General features: G+C 47.7%; 16 protein-coding genes, 1 pseudogene and 1 riboswitch. Of the genes and pseudogenes, 11 read left to right on the forward strand and 6 right to left on the reverse strand.

Annotated elements, in window-relative coordinates; translation table 11 throughout:
- The first annotated feature begins 78 nt into the window (after positions 1–78).
- The 4 genes from RB297_RS03455 (at position 79) to RB297_RS03470 (ending at position 3,817) form a co-directional block, all read left to right on the forward strand.
- Complete coding sequence (locus RB297_RS03455; protein ID WP_096773597.1) at positions 79–1,236, forward strand: AI-2E family transporter; 1,158 nt, start codon at positions 79–81, stop codon at positions 1,234–1,236.
- A gap of 638 nt (positions 1,237–1,874) precedes the next feature.
- A complete protein-coding gene (locus RB297_RS03460; RefSeq protein WP_375119789.1) occupies positions 1,875–2,360 on the forward strand; it encodes an RrF2 family transcriptional regulator in 486 nt (161 codons plus the stop codon).
- A gap of 100 nt (positions 2,361–2,460) precedes the next feature.
- Positions 2,461–3,438 (forward strand): DUF1835 domain-containing protein, encoded by a 978-nt coding sequence (locus RB297_RS03465; RefSeq protein ID WP_375119746.1) that lies wholly within the window; start codon positions 2,461–2,463, stop codon positions 3,436–3,438.
- A gap of 142 nt (positions 3,439–3,580) precedes the next feature.
- A complete protein-coding gene (locus RB297_RS03470; RefSeq protein WP_009590590.1) occupies positions 3,581–3,817 on the forward strand; it encodes a DUF896 domain-containing protein in 237 nt (78 codons plus the stop codon).
- A gap of 183 nt (positions 3,818–4,000) precedes the next feature.
- Here the strand turns inward: RB297_RS03470 and RB297_RS03475 are convergent, their stop codons facing one another.
- From RB297_RS03475 to RB297_RS03485, 3 genes are read right to left on the reverse strand one after another with little or no spacing between them, the layout of a single operon-like run.
- The gene (locus tag RB297_RS03475; protein WP_096773600.1) at positions 4,001–4,762 is read right to left on the reverse strand and encodes a DJ-1/PfpI family protein; all 762 of its coding nucleotides are present in this window, start codon (positions 4,760–4,762) and stop codon (positions 4,001–4,003) included.
- Complete coding sequence (locus RB297_RS03480) at positions 4,759–5,397, reverse strand: DUF2306 domain-containing protein (RefSeq protein WP_375119747.1); 639 nt, start codon at positions 5,395–5,397, stop codon at positions 4,759–4,761. The genes RB297_RS03475 and RB297_RS03480 overlap by 4 nt, the downstream gene beginning before the upstream one ends.
- Positions 5,398–5,419: 22 nt before the next feature.
- Positions 5,420–6,457, reverse strand: a complete 1,038-nt coding sequence (locus RB297_RS03485) for a DJ-1/PfpI family protein (protein ID WP_375119748.1) — start codon at positions 6,455–6,457, stop codon at positions 5,420–5,422.
- Between the two features lie 232 nt (positions 6,458–6,689).
- Between RB297_RS03485 and RB297_RS03490 the strand changes: the two genes are divergently transcribed.
- Together RB297_RS03490 and RB297_RS03495 are read left to right on the forward strand one after the other, a co-directional pair.
- Positions 6,690–7,376 carry a response regulator transcription factor gene (locus RB297_RS03490; RefSeq protein WP_213578506.1) on the forward strand — a complete coding sequence of 229 codons (687 nt, stop codon included), beginning with the start codon at positions 6,690–6,692 and terminating at the stop codon, positions 7,374–7,376.
- A gap of 1 nt (position 7,377) precedes the next feature.
- Entirely contained in the window at positions 7,378–8,712 is a 1,335-nt protein-coding gene (locus RB297_RS03495) for a sensor histidine kinase (protein WP_375119749.1), read from the forward strand.
- Between the two features lie 118 nt (positions 8,713–8,830).
- On the opposite strand, the gene RB297_RS03500 is transcribed toward RB297_RS03495, so the two are convergent.
- Positions 8,831–10,180 carry a TrkH family potassium uptake protein gene (locus RB297_RS03500; RefSeq protein ID WP_255250528.1) on the reverse strand — a complete coding sequence of 450 codons (1,350 nt, stop codon included), beginning with the start codon at positions 10,178–10,180 and terminating at the stop codon, positions 8,831–8,833.
- 78 nt (positions 10,181–10,258) lie between these two features.
- Positions 10,259–10,942, reverse strand: coding sequence for a universal stress protein (locus RB297_RS03505; RefSeq protein ID WP_375119750.1), 684 nt, complete (start codon positions 10,940–10,942; stop codon positions 10,259–10,261).
- Between the two features lie 136 nt (positions 10,943–11,078).
- Positions 11,079–11,228: riboswitch (cyclic di-AMP (ydaO/yuaA leader) on the reverse strand.
- A gap of 174 nt (positions 11,229–11,402) precedes the next feature.
- Between RB297_RS03505 and RB297_RS03510 the strand changes: the two genes are divergently transcribed.
- Positions 11,403–12,767, forward strand: a complete 1,365-nt coding sequence (locus RB297_RS03510; RefSeq protein ID WP_375119751.1) for a TrkH family potassium uptake protein — start codon at positions 11,403–11,405, stop codon at positions 12,765–12,767.
- Positions 12,768–12,899: 132 nt separating this feature from the next.
- Here the strand turns inward: RB297_RS03510 and RB297_RS03515 are convergent.
- Positions 12,900–14,143: pseudogene (locus tag RB297_RS03515) on the reverse strand (cation:proton antiporter).
- Between the two features lie 165 nt (positions 14,144–14,308).
- Between RB297_RS03515 and RB297_RS03520 the strand changes: the two are divergent.
- The 4 genes from RB297_RS03520 to RB297_RS03535 are packed head-to-tail and all read left to right on the forward strand — an operon-like array spanning position 14,309 to position 17,223.
- A complete protein-coding gene (locus RB297_RS03520) occupies positions 14,309–14,941 on the forward strand; it encodes a TetR/AcrR family transcriptional regulator (RefSeq protein WP_096774548.1) in 633 nt (210 codons plus the stop codon).
- Complete coding sequence (locus tag RB297_RS03525; RefSeq protein ID WP_375119752.1) at positions 14,938–15,792, forward strand: ABC transporter ATP-binding protein; 855 nt, start codon at positions 14,938–14,940, stop codon at positions 15,790–15,792. Before RB297_RS03520 ends, RB297_RS03525 begins: the two co-directional genes overlap by 4 nt.
- On the forward strand, positions 15,789–16,511 hold the full coding sequence (locus RB297_RS03530) for a fluoroquinolone export ABC transporter permease subunit (RefSeq protein ID WP_375119753.1): 723 nt from the start codon (positions 15,789–15,791) through the stop codon (positions 16,509–16,511). Before RB297_RS03525 ends, RB297_RS03530 begins: the two co-directional genes overlap by 4 nt.
- Positions 16,498–17,223, forward strand: a complete 726-nt coding sequence (locus RB297_RS03535; protein WP_096773610.1) for a hypothetical protein — start codon at positions 16,498–16,500, stop codon at positions 17,221–17,223. The genes RB297_RS03530 and RB297_RS03535 overlap by 14 nt, the downstream gene beginning before the upstream one ends.
- Positions 17,224–17,288 lie beyond the last annotated feature (65 nt).

A 17,288-nucleotide genomic window follows, 5' to 3' on the forward strand; every position in this document is an offset into this window, starting at 1 on the left:
TATCTTGACGCCATAGGGGCTTGCATCGATGCAAGTTTTGTGTCTGGAATCGATAAACCTAAATTAGGGAGGACATATATGGAGCAACCTCGCATTTGGCCGGATCGGTTCAAGCGCTTTTTTCTAAACAATAAGTTTGTGCTGCTTTTGCTTGTTCTGTTGCTGGTCGGTTTAAACGTCATGGTATTAAGCAAAATCTCGTTTGTTCTGCATCCGATCGCGGTTCTGATCAAGACGATCGTGCTGCCGATCATTTTATCCGGAATCCTGTATTATTTGCTGAATCCCTTGGTGGATATGATGGAAAAAAGGAAAATCAAACGCGGATGGTCCATCCTGATATTATATCTGTTGATTGCCGGAATTTTGACGGTTGTGGTGCTGGCGGTCATTCCGGTGCTCCGCACCCAGATTATGAGTCTGATAGACAATTTCCCGACGTACAGCGAGAAAGTCAGGCAGCAGTTTGAAGAGCTGACCGGCAGCCAGTTGTATAGTCAGCTGCAAGAAGCCGTGAACATCAACTCCCAGGAATGGTGGGGCACGATAACGCAGAAAGCAACCGAAATCCTGAACTCGACATGGAGCAAGGTAGGCGGTTTCCTCGGCGCGTTTACGGAGATCGTGTTGTCGATCATTACGGTTCCTTTTGTCCTGTTCTATATGCTGAAAGACGGCAAAAAGCTGCCTCGGAAAATCTTGTCGTTCCTGCCGACCCAGAGTCGTTCGGGGATCCTGCATGTGCTTCAGGATATCAATCACCAGATCAGTTCGTTCATCCGCGGTCAGATTATTGTCAGTGTCTGCATCGGTATTCTGCTGTACATCGGGTACATGATCATCGGCCTGGATTACGCGCTTATTCTTGCCATCATCGCCTCGTTCACCAGCGTAGTCCCCTATTTGGGGCCTGCCATTGCGATCACGCCCGCGTTGATTGTGGCTCTGGTCACTTCGCCGGTGATGCTGCTGAAGATGGTGGCGGTATGGACGATCGTGCAGCTGATCGAGGGCAAATTCATCTCTCCGCAAATTATGGGCAAAACGCTGAAAATTCATCCGATTACGATTATCTTTGTCATACTGACTGCCGGCAATCTGTTCGGCGTGGTTGGCATTCTGTTGGCCGTACCCGGCTACGCTGTTCTCAAGGTTTGCGTTACCCATATATTCGAATGGTTCAAGAACACATCGGGATTATACGATCCTTCGAATGATGGCCATATGTCCAAATAACAAGGCGTGCCTATTGATGAATAGGAGGCGTAACCTTGATAAACTTTAACCGAGATCTATAGAAGCGTATGAAGCTGCGCTTGCGAAGCCGCCGTTTTGGCGGCTTTTTCATGTTCGAGGTTCCGGAGTAAAGCTTAATCGTGGACGCTTTAAACATGGGTGAATTATGTGAAAGCGGCTTTAAAGAGAGCTGCTTTACGCGAGAGCTTCGAAGAGTTAACGTTTGAAGCTCCGCGTACGTATCGTTCCTCCAATCGCTGTTGTCGCCGAATTTCTGGATTGTATGATAGGGGTTGAAATAGGGGTTGAAATTCGGCTCCAAAGGCGACCGCTCCGCTTTTCCGGAATCGATTCGTCCTCTTCACTGCTTCGAAGCTAATGGATTGCCAGGTCACTGGAGAAGAGCACATCTCCCACAAGGGTGGTGGGGGGTAGGAGAGCCGCCCTAAGCATAAAATATGGCGGTTCTTGAAGGTAATATCTTTTAATGATTCTTGCTTGGTCCTGGTCTTTGTTGTTTGAGGAAGTCGCCATGGTTTATCCCGTCTTCGCGGATTCATTGCAAATAAGAAACTGAAACAATATAATGGATATCATGGGTCTATGGTAAATGAAATAAAGCAAAGGAGGAAACCGCCATACAGTTTTCCAAAAGCGTTGACTATGCTCTGCACGCCTTAATACATCTGGCTCAATCGGAGCGTGACCACAACATCGGAATCAAGGAGCTGTCTGCGACACTAGGCGTTTCGGAAAGCTATTTGTCCAAAATCATGTCCAAGCTGAGACAGGACGGAATCGTGCGTGCCGTGCCGGGGGTAAACGGTGGCTATGAGCTGGCAAAGCCGGCCCGGCAGATTACATTTTTAGAAGTGATCCAAGTGATCGAAGGCAGGCAGCAGCTGTTTGAATGCTCCAATCTCAATTCGCAGCAGCATCGATTGCTGACCGAAGAGAAGCCTAGCGACAGGAACGAAGACAAGCCGGGTGCTTGCGTATGTCTGGTCAAACAGGTGATGGACGGTGCGGAACGGCAGTTGAATCAATACTTGGAGGAGCAAACGATCCAATCGGTATTGGATGCTGCTTCCAAACGCGGCAGCTGCTCGACTAACAAGAGGTGACGAAACAGTTGAACTTCGCTTCGGAGGGATCCTTATCGATAAGCTATACGAGAAATTGCAAGGGTTTGGGGAAAGAGAGAATTGGCTTTTACTCCGTAGGTTGCTGAACACAGCGATCCAGGATGCCACGAACGTCGGGCATGAAGAGAAAAGGGCTGCTGAGCGATTGTACAAGCTGATCGAACATCATGCAGAGATCGTTCACCATGAGCGGCTTCAGGAGGAGAATCTCCAAACGCATGTTCATATCATTTTCAGTCTTTCGAATGCCGGTTCATTAAAAGTGGCGCTCAGTCAAGTGGGGAATCGGGAGAAATCCCGCGTATTAGCATTTAATGAATGCTTTTCCACCGGCCCTATCAGGGATTTAAGCACAGCGGAAGGGCAGCAGCGCAGGCTAATCTGGTTGATGGAACATGACAGAGATTACTACTCTTCTTACACGAGCAATCTGGAACACCAAATCGAGCGCATGATAGAAACGCTAAAAACCATACCGGAGAGCAAGACCGTAGTCATATGGTGCGCGGATAACGCCCATGATCAAACCGGGCTTCGCTTTGCATCGTACTTGCTGAGGGAGCGGAAACGCCCCGTTCATGTGGTGAATGTGACGCAAATTCTCAAAGAATCGAGTTTGCAGCAGAACAAGGGCGAGACTCCAGTCTATCAATCCAGGATCGAGCGGGAGATTTACATTGAAATCGTTAAAACTTATGGTGATGGGATTCCGCTGGACTCGGATCTAAGGAGACGGTACGAATCCGAATGGCTGGAGCTGGCAGGACAGGATCATGTTCTTCGATTCTGGGAAGAGGACAGGGTCATCGGCTGCGAAGAGGATCGAATGGATGCGCTAATCTTACAATCGGTCGCTGAACTGCAAGAGCAGCACCATTCTGGTGATCTGGTTAAAGCAGGGGACGTCTTAGATCGTATATTCGAAATTTCACGCCAATTCGTAAGTTATTCTTATATCGTGCACAGAATCTGGTTCTTAGTCAGTGAGGGGGTCCTCATGTTCAAGGGGTTACCGGGCTTTCCCCATCAATTTTCGATAGGTTTGCCTAAAGCTTAAGGAGCCGCCAAATGGCGGCTTTTTTGATTTGACTGGAAAATCCATTCGCATTGGCATGGTTTCCTTGGATTAGTTGCAACCACAGGTTATTTACAGTAAACTGTCTGTTACAACTTGTTATACGGAAGGATGAAAGATAACCATGACCATACCTTCATTGCATAGAATTAATGAACTGAGCCGCAAGCAGAAGACCGAAGGTCTGAGCCAAGAAGAATACACTGAACAGCAGCAGCTTCGTCAGGAATATTTGCAAGCCATCCGAGGGCAGGTTCTCTCGACCATGTCTACGTTGAAAGTTGTGGACCCGAATGGCGAGGACGTTACCCCGGAGAAACTGAAAATTACGCAAAAACAGAATACGTCAAAGCTCCATTAAGCTTCGTGCTTGGTTAGTTTCTGTTTTGGATTCATTGGTCTCCGCACCCGCACAGGGATAGGCAAACGTTTACCCTGTGTATGGTGTGGAGTTTTTTTTGTGCGGAATGAACTTTTATATATCACCAGATAGTTAGAGCTAAAGAACGAGTTACGGTTGATTTTTGCTTTGTAAACTACCAGTTTAAAAGTTGATCGGTGCAATGCCCTCAGCTTGCCAAACTGTACCTCTTCGTTCGTACTCGAATAACTGTTCAACAGCATTTGCGATTTGAGGTCCCAATTCACGCTCAACCAAATATAGGGAAACATCAAGTCCAGATGTCACACCGCCACCAGTCACCAGGCGAGGACCATCTTCAACGACTCTTGCATCAATCGGATTTGCACCGAGAGCTTTCAGTGCAGTCATTCCGATCTGATTGGTAACGGCGTGTCGATCCTTCAACATGCCGCCCATAGCAAGCAGCAATGAACCTCCACAAACGGTGGCAACCGTAACATCCTTATTATCCATGGACATTTTTAACATCGCAGGGAGACGGGTTTGCAGGGCTCCTTTTAACACATTCGGAATGGCATCTTCCGAATTGCCTGCTGGTTTACCCGAAGCTCCAGGAACCAAGATAATTCCGGAGCGATTAGGGTCTAAGACGGCTTCGGCTTTGAGGGAAGGGCCATTCAAACCGCTCGGGACCGAGCGCTTGCCTTCTGCGGATACCAATTCCACGGTAACTTTTCCTCCAGAGTACATTCCAGCTGCAGCGAATACTTCATATGGGGCCAGTGCATCCAGCAGATCAAACCCATCAAACAATACGATTTGAACATGCAGATTTCTGTTTTTGAACTCATCTTGATTCTTATTCGCTTTCGCGCTTGCAGCCGGAGCAAACAAACTAAGTATCAGTGTTAACGACATAAGTAAACTAATCATTTTTTTCATTCGATTACCCATTCCTTTCGTTTCGATCTGATGATGATTTCAGGAATAACAATCAGCAGTGCAATAGAGCCGTAAAGGCCAATGGTGTAGCTTGTGGCGTAAACCATGCCGAAACCCTGATGAACAAGAGAGGTGATAAGATGAATCAACAGGTTCGTGAAGCAGAAGGCGTAACTCCGGATCATCCAGTTCCGGTGCCGATCGATTCGTTTCCTCTTGATCTGGATGAGCGCCGTAATGGTGACAAACAGCCAGATCAGATTGAGCGCGTTGAATCCCATGCTGCTGATTTTTCCGCCGGTGGCGTAAGGCGCCATATATCCGGAGGTCAGGACAACCAGCAGTACGGACACGAGATAAACGTAGCCGTTGAAACGATGGAACCTGCGGCTTTTTTCAAACATTCGATTGGAAAAGTTGATCAAGCCCGACGCCATGGCCAGACATGCAAATCCAACATGAACGTACATGACATTCAACCAGACCGGAAGATTCAGCTCCCGCTTCAGCCCGGTTTTACGGCTTAAAAAACCAGCGGCACCGGGATCGATCCAATAGTTTTTGACCAGGGCGTATAGAATAAACACAAGGCTGACACAGGCCAGGAGCCGGTATAATGATTTCCGTTTCTTCATGCAGTTCCACAACCTCCGAATCTTAAGAAACCCGTGTTCCGGTTAATTTGGATGCCGGCAGCATGCCGGCCTTGGCGGTTCCGGTCATAACATCTCCGTCCGCGGTAACTTCGAATTTCAGGTTCAGGCGCATGGGCTTCGTGATGGGAAGCGACCAGGCCAGCTTGCCGTTCTGAAGCACAGGGCTCCTGAATCGGATGGTTTCATCTCCTTGCGTTGCCGTACCTTCGATGATGTCGTTCCTTGCCGATATGGAGAGCCTGACTTCCATTTTCCCGACAGGCGTAGCGATCATTGTATCCCAATCCCCTTCGAATATAGATGCCTGCGTGAGTTGGTGACCCGAGGATGAGTTAGTTAACGCCCCATGGTTCGCTGCTGCGTTCGGTTCGCTGTCGTCCGGCAAAGACTTCTGCGTGCTTGGTGCCAGACCGATCCCCTTCCAAACTGTTCCTCTTCGTTCGTACTCGAATAACTGCTCTACCGCGTGCGCGATGCGCGGTCCGAGTTCCCGTTCCACCAAGTACAGTGCCACATCAAGCCCGGATGTGACACCGCCCCCGGTAACGAGGCTGCCGTCGTCCACGACCCGTGCCTTGATCGGGACTGCCCCGGTTGCACCAAGCAAGCCCATGCCAAGGTGATGCGTTACCGCAGTTCTCCCTTCCAATAGCCCGCCCATGGCCAGCAGCAGAGAGCCGCCGCAAACGGTAGCGACTACGATGTCCTGCCGGTCGAGCGCCTGCCCGATCATACCGGTTAATTCGGTATTCATTGCCCGGCCCAAAATAGCTGGGATCGAATCGGGGCCATCACCGTCGACCTCGCCCGACGCTCCCGGTACGAGAATGATGCCCGCGCATTCCGGATTCAATCGGCTGTTCGCTTCAATTTTTAATCCGTTAACGCCGCTAGCCACAGCCCTTGACCCTTCGGCCGTGACCAATTCCACGCTTAACTCATGTTCTGCAAACGACGCTGCCGCGCAAAAAACCTCGTAAGGCGCAATGGCATCCAGTAGGTCGAAACCATCAAATAACACGATTTGTACAGTTAGCATATAAATCCTCCCGTCTTAGGTGCGATGACGAATCGCGTAGATTCGACTGCATTGCCCGGACGACCTCCCGAATGAAGCCCCGTCCGTGTTCGCAAATAGAAGTTTAACAAACGAATATCTCAAACGAAGTCGTAAAAAGGTCACAAAAGTATAAACAAACCATCACAATTCATGGCCTCTCGTCGGTTCCTGCAAAAAAAATGATAAACTAGATGGCAAAGGTGGGATTTGCATGAGCGGAGACAATACGATACTCGTTGTAGACGATGACCAAAGCATCGTCGAACTATTAAGGGACTTTCTTGAGAATGACAGCTTTCACGTGAAGACTGCTTGTGATGCGGAGGAGGCGTGGGCCATATTCCAACAGCATCCCATTCAGTGCATGGTTCTGGACATCATGATGCCGGGACAAAATGGATTTGAGCTGTGCCGCAGGATTCGGGCGGAAAGCCCTGTTCCGATTCTCTTTTTGAGTGCCCGCAGCGACGACGTGGACAAAATCCGGGGGCTGACGCTCGGCGGCGACGATTATATCGTCAAAACGGCTTCTCCGGCGGAGATCGTTGCCCGCGTGAAAGCCGTACTGCGACGCTCCGCGATCCGGCGGCCAATGGAAGAGCGGGTGTTGGATTACGGCCGCCTCCGGTTAAATTTGTCCACAAGAGAAGTAGTCGTGGATGGCAATAACGTCGTGCTCACGCCGAAGGAGTTCGAACTGCTGCGAGTATTCGCAGAGCATCCTAGACATGTTTTCACCTATGACCAGCTGCTTGCGAAATTTTGGGACGGGGTGGGCGACAGGCATACGATCCGCGTCCATCTCAGCCGGCTGCGCGAGAAAATCGAAGCTGATCCGAACCAGCCGCAATTCCTCGTTAACGTGTGGGGAGTAGGCTATCGCTTTGAGGGTCGTTGACATGAAGAAGCTGCGCATTCGAACCTTTACCATGCTTTGCTTTTTCTTTATCCTTCTGTTACCGTGGATCTTTTTTGTCACTGCCCATTTTATGGAGACCAAGACGCTCAGCTTCGAAAAAGGGCGTCTGCAAAATGAGACGCTGCAAAGTAATTTATCTGAAATGATACACTTCATTGAAGCAGGCTCCGGCCAATGGACGGAACCGGCTTGGCAAAATCAATTGAAAACGGCACTCCATGAAGCGAAAATGGATGTTCTTATTCAATCCGCGGAAGCGCGGGAGCTGTATCGGTCTAATCCGGAACGCAGCGGTACGTCGTTGTCAACGGAACGATTCTCCGTCATCAAGGATGGTCAATTGCTGGGTAGGGTAACTCTGTATTTGCCAAGAACCAATGAAAAACAGGTCATGTCGGCTTTTGCAGGACTGCTGCTTGCTATCTTGATTGTCGGAATGGGAATGAGACGGTTCGTGCTCAAACCGCTTGAGAAGATGGGAAATGCAGCCAGGCAAATCGCGACAGGCGATTGGAAGGCGCGGTTGCCCTCATCCAGGATCACCGAAATCGCCGAAGTACGCGATGGATTCGAAGTGATGGTGAAGGGGCTTGAGAAATCCTATCAAAAACAAGCCGAATTGGAACAGGAACGCCGATTCGTGATTGCTGCCGTTGCGCATGATTTGCGGACGCCGTTGTTTGCGTTGCGGGGTTATTTGGATGGCTTGGAACAAGGAATCGCTCAATCCCCGCAAATGGTCGCCAAATACGTAGCGGTATGCAAGGAAAAATCGGTGCAGTTGGATCGTCTTGTGGAGGATCTTTTCACATTTACGAGGATGGAATATTTGGAGGCGGAACTTAGCCGCAGCCTCGTTGATTTGAGAGATGTTATCCAGAATTCGATGGACAGCCTGCGGCCGCTTGCGGCTGACAAGCATATTACCTTTACCGCACAATTCATGGGCGATTGTCTACTAAGAGGCGATACGCATTTATTGGAGCGCGCCATGAATAATCTCCTGGACAATGCCGTCAGACATACACCCTTGGGTGGTGAAATTGCTGTGCGATGCAGCAAGGACGACAACCGGATCAGGTTTACGATACGCGATAACGGACCGGGCTTCTCCTCGGCAGACCTGGAGCGCGTTTTTGAACCCTTGTACCGTGGGGAAGCGTCTCGAAGCCGATCAACTGGAGGCAGCGGTTTAGGGTTGACCATTTCACAAAGAATCATAAGGCGGCACGGAGGTGAAATAACCGTCAGCAACCATCCGGAGGGAGGAGCGCTGCTGGAAGGATGGTTACCTGCCGCAACCCCCGAACAATAGGATATGGATGGTTGTTAGTCTTATCCCTCTCAGTGAGACGCACTTAAAAAGCCGCGAATAACGCGGCTTATTTGTATTTAAAGGATCCATGAATAGCTTTCGTGCCATTAAGTTCGTCTTACCCAATCAAGACATGATCTTCAGCATAGCCGATTTTGGAGGCACGCTTTTTCTGAGCCAATGCGAAAGCCAGCGTTAATGGACCCAGTCGTCCGGCAAACATCGTTATCGTCACAATGATTTTCCCCACGGAGGACAATTCGCTTGTCAATCCCATCGACAATCCCGTAGTGCTAAATGCCGATGTCGCTTCAAACAGCACTTCCAAGAAATGCTCTTCGAGCATTCCTTCAGATATGGTCAGCAGCAAGGAGACTCCCAGCACAACCACCAAAGAACCCATGACAACGGCTAACGCACGCATAACGGTTTCTCCTGCAATCTTGCGTTTGAAGGCATGGATTTGACCGCCACCGCGAAAGGTTTGGATTGTGGCTAATATAAGTACAATAAGCGTATTGATTTTAATGCCTCCGCCTGTGCCTCCGGAAGCAGCACCGATGAACATCAGAATGATAATGAAAAATTGAGAAGCTGCCAGCATGCTGCTGATGTCAATCGTGTTGAATCCCGAGCTTCGGGGCGTTATTCCTTGGAAAAATGCAGCCAGGACCTGTTCGCTATCGTTCAATTGGCCAAAAGTCGACGGATTCCAGCTCTCCATAAAGTATATAAATAGAAAACCGAGCAGAGATAGCGTTCCTGTCCCGACAAGAACAACCTTAGAGTGAAGCGAAAACTTCTTCCATGAACGTTTTTGGAATACATCCACAATGACGATATAACCGAGACCCCCAATGATAAACAGCACCACAATCGTAATGTTGACGATCGGATCGCCAACGAAGGGCGTCAGGCTGTCAGACCACAGGGCAAATCCGGCATTATTGAATGCGGAAACGGAATGGAAAATGGCGTAATAGGCTGCCTGACCCCAACCGAAATCCTGTTGCCAGCGAAGCGTAAGAACAATCGAAGCCAATGCTTCAAACGCGAAGGCTATAAGCACCATGTACATCGACAATTTAACCAAACCTTGTGCCGAAGTCGAATGAGTGGTTTGCTGAATAATGAGACGTTGTTTTAATCCGATTCTTTTGCCCAACACAATGGCAACCATGACGCCAAAAGTCATAAAGCCGAGTCCGCCAATTTGGATCAAAATCATAATAACGACTTGACCAAACGTCGAAAAAACACTCCCGGTGTCCAAGACAACAAGTCCGTTTACGCATATTGCCGAGGTGGCTGTAAAAAAAGCATCCAGCAGACCAACGGATCTGCCTGTGGAGGAAGAAAGTGGTAGCGCAAGCAATGCAGCTCCGATTAATATCAGTGTGAAAAAAACAAGCATAATGAGCTGAGGGGGGCTCATATTTTTTTTAAGTTTGTTGATGAACAACTCCATTTTAGCAGGAGCGGAATGTTGTGTATTTCGATCGTTCAATTTCATAATGGATTTACTCACAAGTTCCACTCCCTTTCTTCAGTGATTGCTGGATTTTTCATGAATTTCTCTGTTTTGGAAAAAAGACGAATCTACTACTTTTCCGTGACTAATTTTCAAATAGTGGACTTCGTGATCTTTTTTTAACTTCAACAAACCTGTGTCAAAATCGGTATTCAATTCTTTGAAAAATAGTCCCTCGGCTATAGAGTTACTGGAATCACTCCCGGATTTCTTATTATCGATGAGAAAATGAGGACCATCCTTGAAAACCATGACTCGAATTCCGCGCTCATGGGTGTCATCCATTTGCTCGTCCATCCTTTGAACCGCTACAATGTGCAGATCCGTTTCGCCGATCTGGTTTAAGAGCTCGTTGACAATCGAGCCGCGTGTTATTTCTTGCCATCGTGTTTGTCCGGATTGTCCGATAATTAGTTGAGTTATATGAAGATTCTTGGCGGTTTCCGCTATAATTTCCGAAGCTTTTCGATCTTCATTCGTTTTGACGATAAAGGTTGCCCCATATTCATCACATTTCGTTTGCCACTCGGCCATATACCTTTCTTGTGCTTGATCGAGCTCATTTTCACGTTTTGGTATAACGCTTAACACAAACAGGGGACACTGAAGCAGACGGGCTAATTCACCACCTCGGCGAATAAGGCGTTCTCCGTTTGGACCGTAATATACACATACTAGTATTCTTTCGTTATTCAGCATTAGTAATCAATCCCTTCTTAATTTTTCAGAAGACGTTACACACCACAGCAGCTTAAACTAAAAAAGGCCTGGAAGCAGAGATATGTCTGCTTCCAGGCCTTGGCTGTACGGATCATGGACAAGTCAAAGTAGAAGAGTGTTCTCTCCCAAGACGCAAACGAGGTTAGCTGTCGGATTCGGGATTGAGAGTCCCCGTTCTTTCTTCATCAGAAAGAATTCACCCCTAAAGCTTTAGCAGCTTTGTTGGTTCCCCCGTTCCTCATAGAGGACTAAGCGAATGCGTATAAAATTGATCGTAATTCATATTATGCTAAAACATGCTAAAAGTAAACAGTTAGCGACGGAGTAAACCATATCATATCATTGAAATTCAGTAGAACTAATGCTTTGCTATGGTATATACTACGCAGTGAAGTCTACGGGGTTTCATGGTCTGTCATTATTGAAAGGGGCATATAGGATGGCTAATGGTAAATCCGAGCAGTTAAAGTCATTAAAACAGTTCAAGCTATCATCATCACGCCTGATCCTTCTTGGTTTCGCCGTACCGATTGTAATCGGCGCAATCTTGTTGGCGTTGCCTTTATCTTCGTCATCAGGTGAAAGTATAGGTTGGATAAACGCTTTGTTCACCTCGACATCTGCAGTGTGCGTAACCGGATTGGCCGTAGTGGATACAGGAGCGGACTTCTCCATTTTTGGTCAAATTATTATCATGTGCCTGATTCAGGTCGGCGGTCTTGGTTTCATGACGTTCGGAGTTTTGATCGCCGTTGTACTCGGTAAGAAAATTGGACTGAAAAATCGACTGCTCCTCCAAGAATCTACTAATGCATTATCAACGCAAGGCGTAGTGAGGCTTTCTCTAGGTATTTTTCTGATTGCGCTTATTATCGAGTTCATAGGTGCAGCCTTGTTAATCGTTCGGTGGGAAGCGGAACTGGGCTTAGGCCAAGCTATTTATTACGGGATGTTCCACTCCGTCTCTTCGTTTAATAACGCCGGCTTCGGCCTCTGGTCGGACAGTTTGAGCCGGTATGTGGGTGACCCGCTAGTCAACCTCGTTATCACCTTGCTTTTTATCATTGGCGGCCTTGGATTTACTGTAGTGTTGGACGTATGGAAGCATAGAAGATGGAACAAGCTGTCCCTTCATTCCAGAATCGTTTTGTCGACTTCAGCATTTCTATGTTTAGCCGGGTTTATCGTTATTTTCATTATTGAGTTGTTCAATTCCCGTACATTCGGCCCTTTGACCTGGGGAGAGCGGATATGGGCGGGGTATTTTCAAGGCGTGGTAACTCGTACGGCCGGGTTTAATACCATTGATATATCTGCGATGATGACAACTTCTCAATTTTTCATGATTTTCCTTATGTTTATCGGTGCCTCCTCCGGATCTACGGGAGGCGGGATCAAAACCAATACATTTGCCGTGCTTTTATTCACCTTGATTAGTATCATTAAGGGGAAGGAGGACGTGCAGTTATTGAACCGACGCATCCCCCAATCCATTATCCTCCGATCTATAGCAGTCATGGTGATTTCGGTGAGCGTTGTGATTGGCGCTACTTTCTTGCTGACCATAAGCGAACATAGCTTGCAAAAGGATTTTATGGAGGTTCTGTTCGAAGTGACCTCTGCATTCGGCACAGTGGGTCTATCAATGGGATTGACGCCCGAGCTGTCTCCGTTTGGAAAAGGAGTCATCATTTTGACCATGTATATCGGCAGACTCGGCCCCTTAACTCTGGCCTTTGCGCTGTCACAAAGAGTCGTCAAACAAAAATATCGGTTGCCTGAAGAGAAAGTGCTTATTGGCTAAGAAGAACGTACATAAACGTAGGGGATCGATACCGTCAATACGAAAAATAAGGTTCAGCTGGAGTAGTCTAATTAGTACTCCGGAACTGAACCTTACGCGTTCTATGTTCTGTTATGCTTTCACTGAGGTTTCTTACCTATCCGCCCCGTCCGTTTCCTTCCCTGGGCTGGCTAATCCAAACTTCTTAACCATAAGTTTGATGGTTAACCCTTGAACGAGAAGCGAGAAAAGAACGACGCTGAAGGTGAGTACGAGTATATCGTCACGGCCGTCAAAGGTTGTGGGCAAGCTCAAGGCGAGTGCGATCGACAAGCTGCCCTTTAACCCTCCCCAATTCAAAACCACCTTCCATGAAGAAGGGAAGGATTTCAGGAAGTACAGGCTTACGTAAACGGCCAATGTTCTTCCGATTAGAACGATGAGAATGGCTGTCCCGATTAACGCCCATTTCTCCGCGAAGTTAATATGCTTGATTTCTAGGCCGATCATTAAGAAAATCAACGAATTCGCGATTAACGTGATGACGTCCCAGAACGAATTAATGTTCATTTTGGTTGTATCCGACATCCCGATGCGCGCTCCGTAACTGCCAAAAATCAAGCCGCCCACGACAACGGCAATTACGCCGGATACGTGGAAATGCTCGGCGATAAAGAAACTTCCGAAGAACAGGAGCATAGAGAAGGCTATTTCCAGCGGATAGTCATCATAGAAGCGAATGAGCTGCGAGAACAGGTACCCTAACAGGCCTCCAACCGCAATTCCGCCAATACTAAATTTTAAAAAGAGCAATACACCACTTCCTATTCCCGCCCAACCCATTTCCATATACGTGAGCAAATAAACAGAGGAAATTTGAAATAACACAACGGCAATTCCGTCATTAAACAGCGACTCGCCCTCGATGATCGTCACAATTTTCTTCGGTACCCCTAAAGATTTGAAGATGGAGATGACACTGATCGGATCCGTGGCGCTCATCAAAGCAGCAAAAGTAAATGCAACAATCAGAGGCAATCCCATAAAACCATACATGGCAAGAGCAATAAGAAGGAAAGAGAGCAAGGTTCCGCCAAAAGCGAGGGCAATCACCGGCTTTCCTTGTTTACGAAGCTGCGAGAACGGAAGCTTTAACGTGGCGTCTCCAAGAAGGATAGGCAGAAATAAGGAGATAATGGTCGCTTGAAACACATTCGATTGGGTTATGAACGATTCGGCCTCATCCAACACCGGTATATGGACCAGGCCAAGCAGCAGGCCTACAATAACAGTGCAATCGAGTAAGGTTGATTCATTTTTTTGGCTATCGCAATAACACCCATCGATATCCCAAGCAAAATCAGCAGTTGAACGAAAACCTCATTAAAATGATGCATACCGGCACCCCTCGCCAAAGGATAAAATCTCCATTTATTGTAACCTAAAGACCCCATAACACCAAATATGTTGACATACGGGACTTTGAGGGAGTATTTTTATGAATATAAAATAAAAAAATTCACAGAGTCATAAATCACATGGATAAGGTTGTGAAATGCCACATGCCCAAAAAATTCTCGGATGAAGAGCGTGAATGGATTCGTCAAAAACTGCTGACGGAGGGACGCCACCATTTTGAAACGTCGGGCCTCCGCAAAACAAGCGTTGAAGATTTAACGAAAGCTGCCGGCATTGCTCAAGGCTCGTTTTACATGTTTTTTGGATCGAAGGAGGAAATATATTATGAACTGATCCTGGAGGAGGAGCAGCGAATCCGCAATGCCGTCCTGGATTTATTCCCTCCTGAAGAGGTAAGCAGCAAGGATAGCATTAAACGGTTTCTCTTGTATTCATTGGGGATGATGGATGAGAGCCCGCTGCTTCGGCAGATGATGGATCGTGGGGAGATGGAGCTATTGTTTAGAAAATTGCCGAAAGACTTGCTCGAGCGTAACTTTATGGAGGACCAAGACGCGCTATTGCCTGTGATCACAGCTTGGCAGAAGGCCGGCATTTTATCTGGCACGGCACCCGAATCCATCGTGGGAATGATCAGATCCTTGGCACTACTTACGCTGCACAAAAAAGAGATTGGAGAAGAGCAATTTTCATCAACCATCGAATTGTTAGTCGAGTTATTATCTGCGGGCATGCTTGCAGTGTCTAAAGCGGTGAAGGGGGAGGGGGCGTCGTGATCGAAGTAAAAGGGCTTCATTATACGTATCCCAATCATAAAAAGCCGATCCTGAAGGGGCTTGATTTTGTCGTTTCGCCTGGAGAAATCTTTGGATTTCTCGGCCCCTCCGGCGCTGGGAAAAGCACGACGCAAAAACTGCTGATCGGTGCTTTGAAAGGATACCAGGGAAGTATTAAAGTCCTGGGGAACGAGATCAGGGATACGGGTCCCGAATATTACGAGCGAATCGGAGTGGCTTTTGAATTCCCGAACTTCTACAGTAAATTTTCAGTTCTTGATAATCTAAAACTCTTTCGTTCCCTTTATCAGGGGGAGACAGAGGATCCAATGAGGCTGCTGGAACAAGTCGATCTGAAGGAAGCCGCGAATATGAAGGTTTCCCAGCTTTCCAAGGGCATGAAGATGAGGCTGAATTTCTGTCGGGCGTTACAGCATGACCCGGATATATTATTTCTGGATGAACCTACGTCCGGATTAGACCCGATGAATGCCCAACGAATGAAGGAGTTGATTCTTGCCAAAAAGGCTGCCGGCAAGACAATTCTAATCACAACGCATAATATGCAAGCGGCCGAAGAGCTTTGTGATCGGGTAGCCTTCATCGCCGACGGCGAAATTAAGCTGGTCGATTCGCCAAAGGAATTGAAACTCCGGAAGGGAAGAAGGACGGTGCGAGTCGAATACCGCAAGGGCGTAGAGTTAGTGGATGCCGTATTTTGTCTCGATGGCATCGGTGAGAACGGCCAATTTCTTAGGCTTATACAGGATTTTCGCCCTGAGACCATACATTCTCAAGAAGCATCGCTTGAACAAATTTTTATTGAGGTGACGGGGAGGCAACTTGTATGAAGGGCTTATCCCTTTTTGTCTTTGATCTGCGTTTTCAGTGGCGTCACGGTTTCTATTGGGTTTATGCATTCGTCTGTACCTGTTATTGGATTCTGCTTCGTTTCGTACCCGAAGCTTACCAGGAGACAACAGCGATTGTGCTGACCTTCAGCGATCCGGCCGCACTGGGGCTTATCATGGCTGGCGGTATGGTTCTGCTGGAGAGAGACCAAGGCGTCCACGACCCGTTGTTTGTATCGCCGGTGCACATTCGGGATTATCTGCTGGCGAAGGCGGCCTCTTTGTCGGTGTTATCCCTTGCGGCAGGCTGGGTGATTCATATGGCGACCGGCAGTCTTCCGAAATATCCGCTTGCTTTTTCTGCCGGCATTGTCTTAACATCATCCTTCATGACCTTGCTGTCGATTGGGGTGGCGGCACGCCAGCGGACGATTAACGGGTTTATACTGATGGTGCAAGCTTATGGGCTGCCATTCGTCCTTCCATTGCTCGGTTTCCTTCAATTGTGGGAGGCTGGCCTGTTTTTCGCCCTTCCGACCGAAGGAACACTCCGGTTACTTGTATCTCCTAGTGGCGGCCTATCCATGGGAAGCGTTCTATATTCTGTTACTATCCTATTGATATGGAACGTTGCGGTGTACCTCTGGGCACACCATTCCTACAGTCGACATGTGCTGATGCGGATTGGAGAGGGAGGAGCCAAGAATGTACAAATATAAATTCCTTATGTTAAAGGACCTACGTCTTGCGTGGAAGGATCCCGTTCTTATGGCAGTCCTGATCGGCCCGTTGATGCTTCTCTTACTATCGAGATGGGGATATCCCGTCGCTGATAATTGGTTGGATGTTAACTATTCGTTTCAACTGGAACCTTACCGCGGCTTCACTGCATCGTTATTGGTCACTACCATTCCTATGTTAACAGGAATGCTTACGGGTCTGCTGATGCTTGACGAACGCGACGAGAATATGATTGCTTATTATGCGGTGACCCCTTTATCGAATAAAGGCTACTTGCTTTATAGATTAGCGCTTCCTTTTCTGCTGTGTACCGTTTTGTCTATCGCATACTTGTCTCTTTCCAACTTGTCAGAGATTGGTGTAGACAGTTTATTTGTTATACTTCTGCTGGCACTGGAAGCGCCATTGTTTTCGTTGATTCTTGTCGCTTTCTCAGCGAATAAGGTGGAAGGGTTAGCCTTTTCTAAAATAGGAGGGCTGTTCATAGCAGGACCTGTAGTGGCCACTTTCGTGCCAGGGGGTTGGCAAGTGCTAGGTGGGTGGCTGCCAACGTATTGGCCGGCTAAGACTCCCCTTTTGATGACGAACAATGAGCCTTTCTTGGTATTGGTTTTCTTATTGGTTGGCTTGCTTTTGCATTTCATCTATTTATACCTTATGGCAACTGTCTTCGTTAACCGGAAATCATAATTGAATATGAATAATGTTTGGAAATATAGTAAAGGGTAAGGGATACACAAGCAATTACAAATAAG

The sequence above is a fragment of the Paenibacillus sp. CR_12 genome, assembly GCF_041953985.1.
In the GTDB taxonomy this organism is placed as follows: Bacteria; Bacillota; Bacilli; order Paenibacillales; family Paenibacillaceae; genus Paenibacillus_AQ; species Paenibacillus_AQ lautus_A.

What these genes read in the sequence shown, in the direction of transcription:
- RB297_RS03495 (WP_375119749.1), top strand. Translation starts at nt 7,378, where the DNA reads ATGAAGAAGCTGCGCATTCGAACCTTTACCATGCTTTGCTTTTTCTTT.
- RB297_RS03510 (WP_375119751.1), top strand. Translation starts at nt 11,403, where the DNA reads ATGGCTAATGGTAAATCCGAGCAGTTAAAGTCATTAAAACAGTTCAAG.
- RB297_RS03490 (WP_213578506.1), top strand. Translation starts at nt 6,690, where the DNA reads ATGAGCGGAGACAATACGATACTCGTTGTAGACGATGACCAAAGCATC.
- RB297_RS03455 (WP_096773597.1), top strand. Translation starts at nt 79, where the DNA reads ATGGAGCAACCTCGCATTTGGCCGGATCGGTTCAAGCGCTTTTTTCTA.
- RB297_RS03530 (WP_375119753.1), top strand. Translation starts at nt 15,789, where the DNA reads ATGAAGGGCTTATCCCTTTTTGTCTTTGATCTGCGTTTTCAGTGGCGT.
- RB297_RS03485 (WP_375119748.1), bottom strand. Translation starts at nt 6,457, where the DNA reads ATGCTAACTGTACAAATCGTGTTATTTGATGGTTTCGACCTACTGGAT.
- RB297_RS03535 (WP_096773610.1), top strand. Translation starts at nt 16,498, where the DNA reads ATGTACAAATATAAATTCCTTATGTTAAAGGACCTACGTCTTGCGTGG.
- RB297_RS03475 (WP_096773600.1), bottom strand. Translation starts at nt 4,762, where the DNA reads ATGAAAAAAATGATTAGTTTACTTATGTCGTTAACACTGATACTTAGT.
- RB297_RS03470 (WP_009590590.1), top strand. Translation starts at nt 3,581, where the DNA reads ATGACCATACCTTCATTGCATAGAATTAATGAACTGAGCCGCAAGCAG.
- RB297_RS03520 (WP_096774548.1), top strand. Translation starts at nt 14,309, where the DNA reads ATGCCCAAAAAATTCTCGGATGAAGAGCGTGAATGGATTCGTCAAAAA.
- RB297_RS03480 (WP_375119747.1), bottom strand. Translation starts at nt 5,397, where the DNA reads ATGAAGAAACGGAAATCATTATACCGGCTCCTGGCCTGTGTCAGCCTT.
- RB297_RS03505 (WP_375119750.1), bottom strand. Translation starts at nt 10,942, where the DNA reads ATGCTGAATAACGAAAGAATACTAGTATGTGTATATTACGGTCCAAAC.
- RB297_RS03500 (WP_255250528.1), bottom strand. Translation starts at nt 10,180, where the DNA reads ATGGAGTTGTTCATCAACAAACTTAAAAAAAATATGAGCCCCCCTCAG.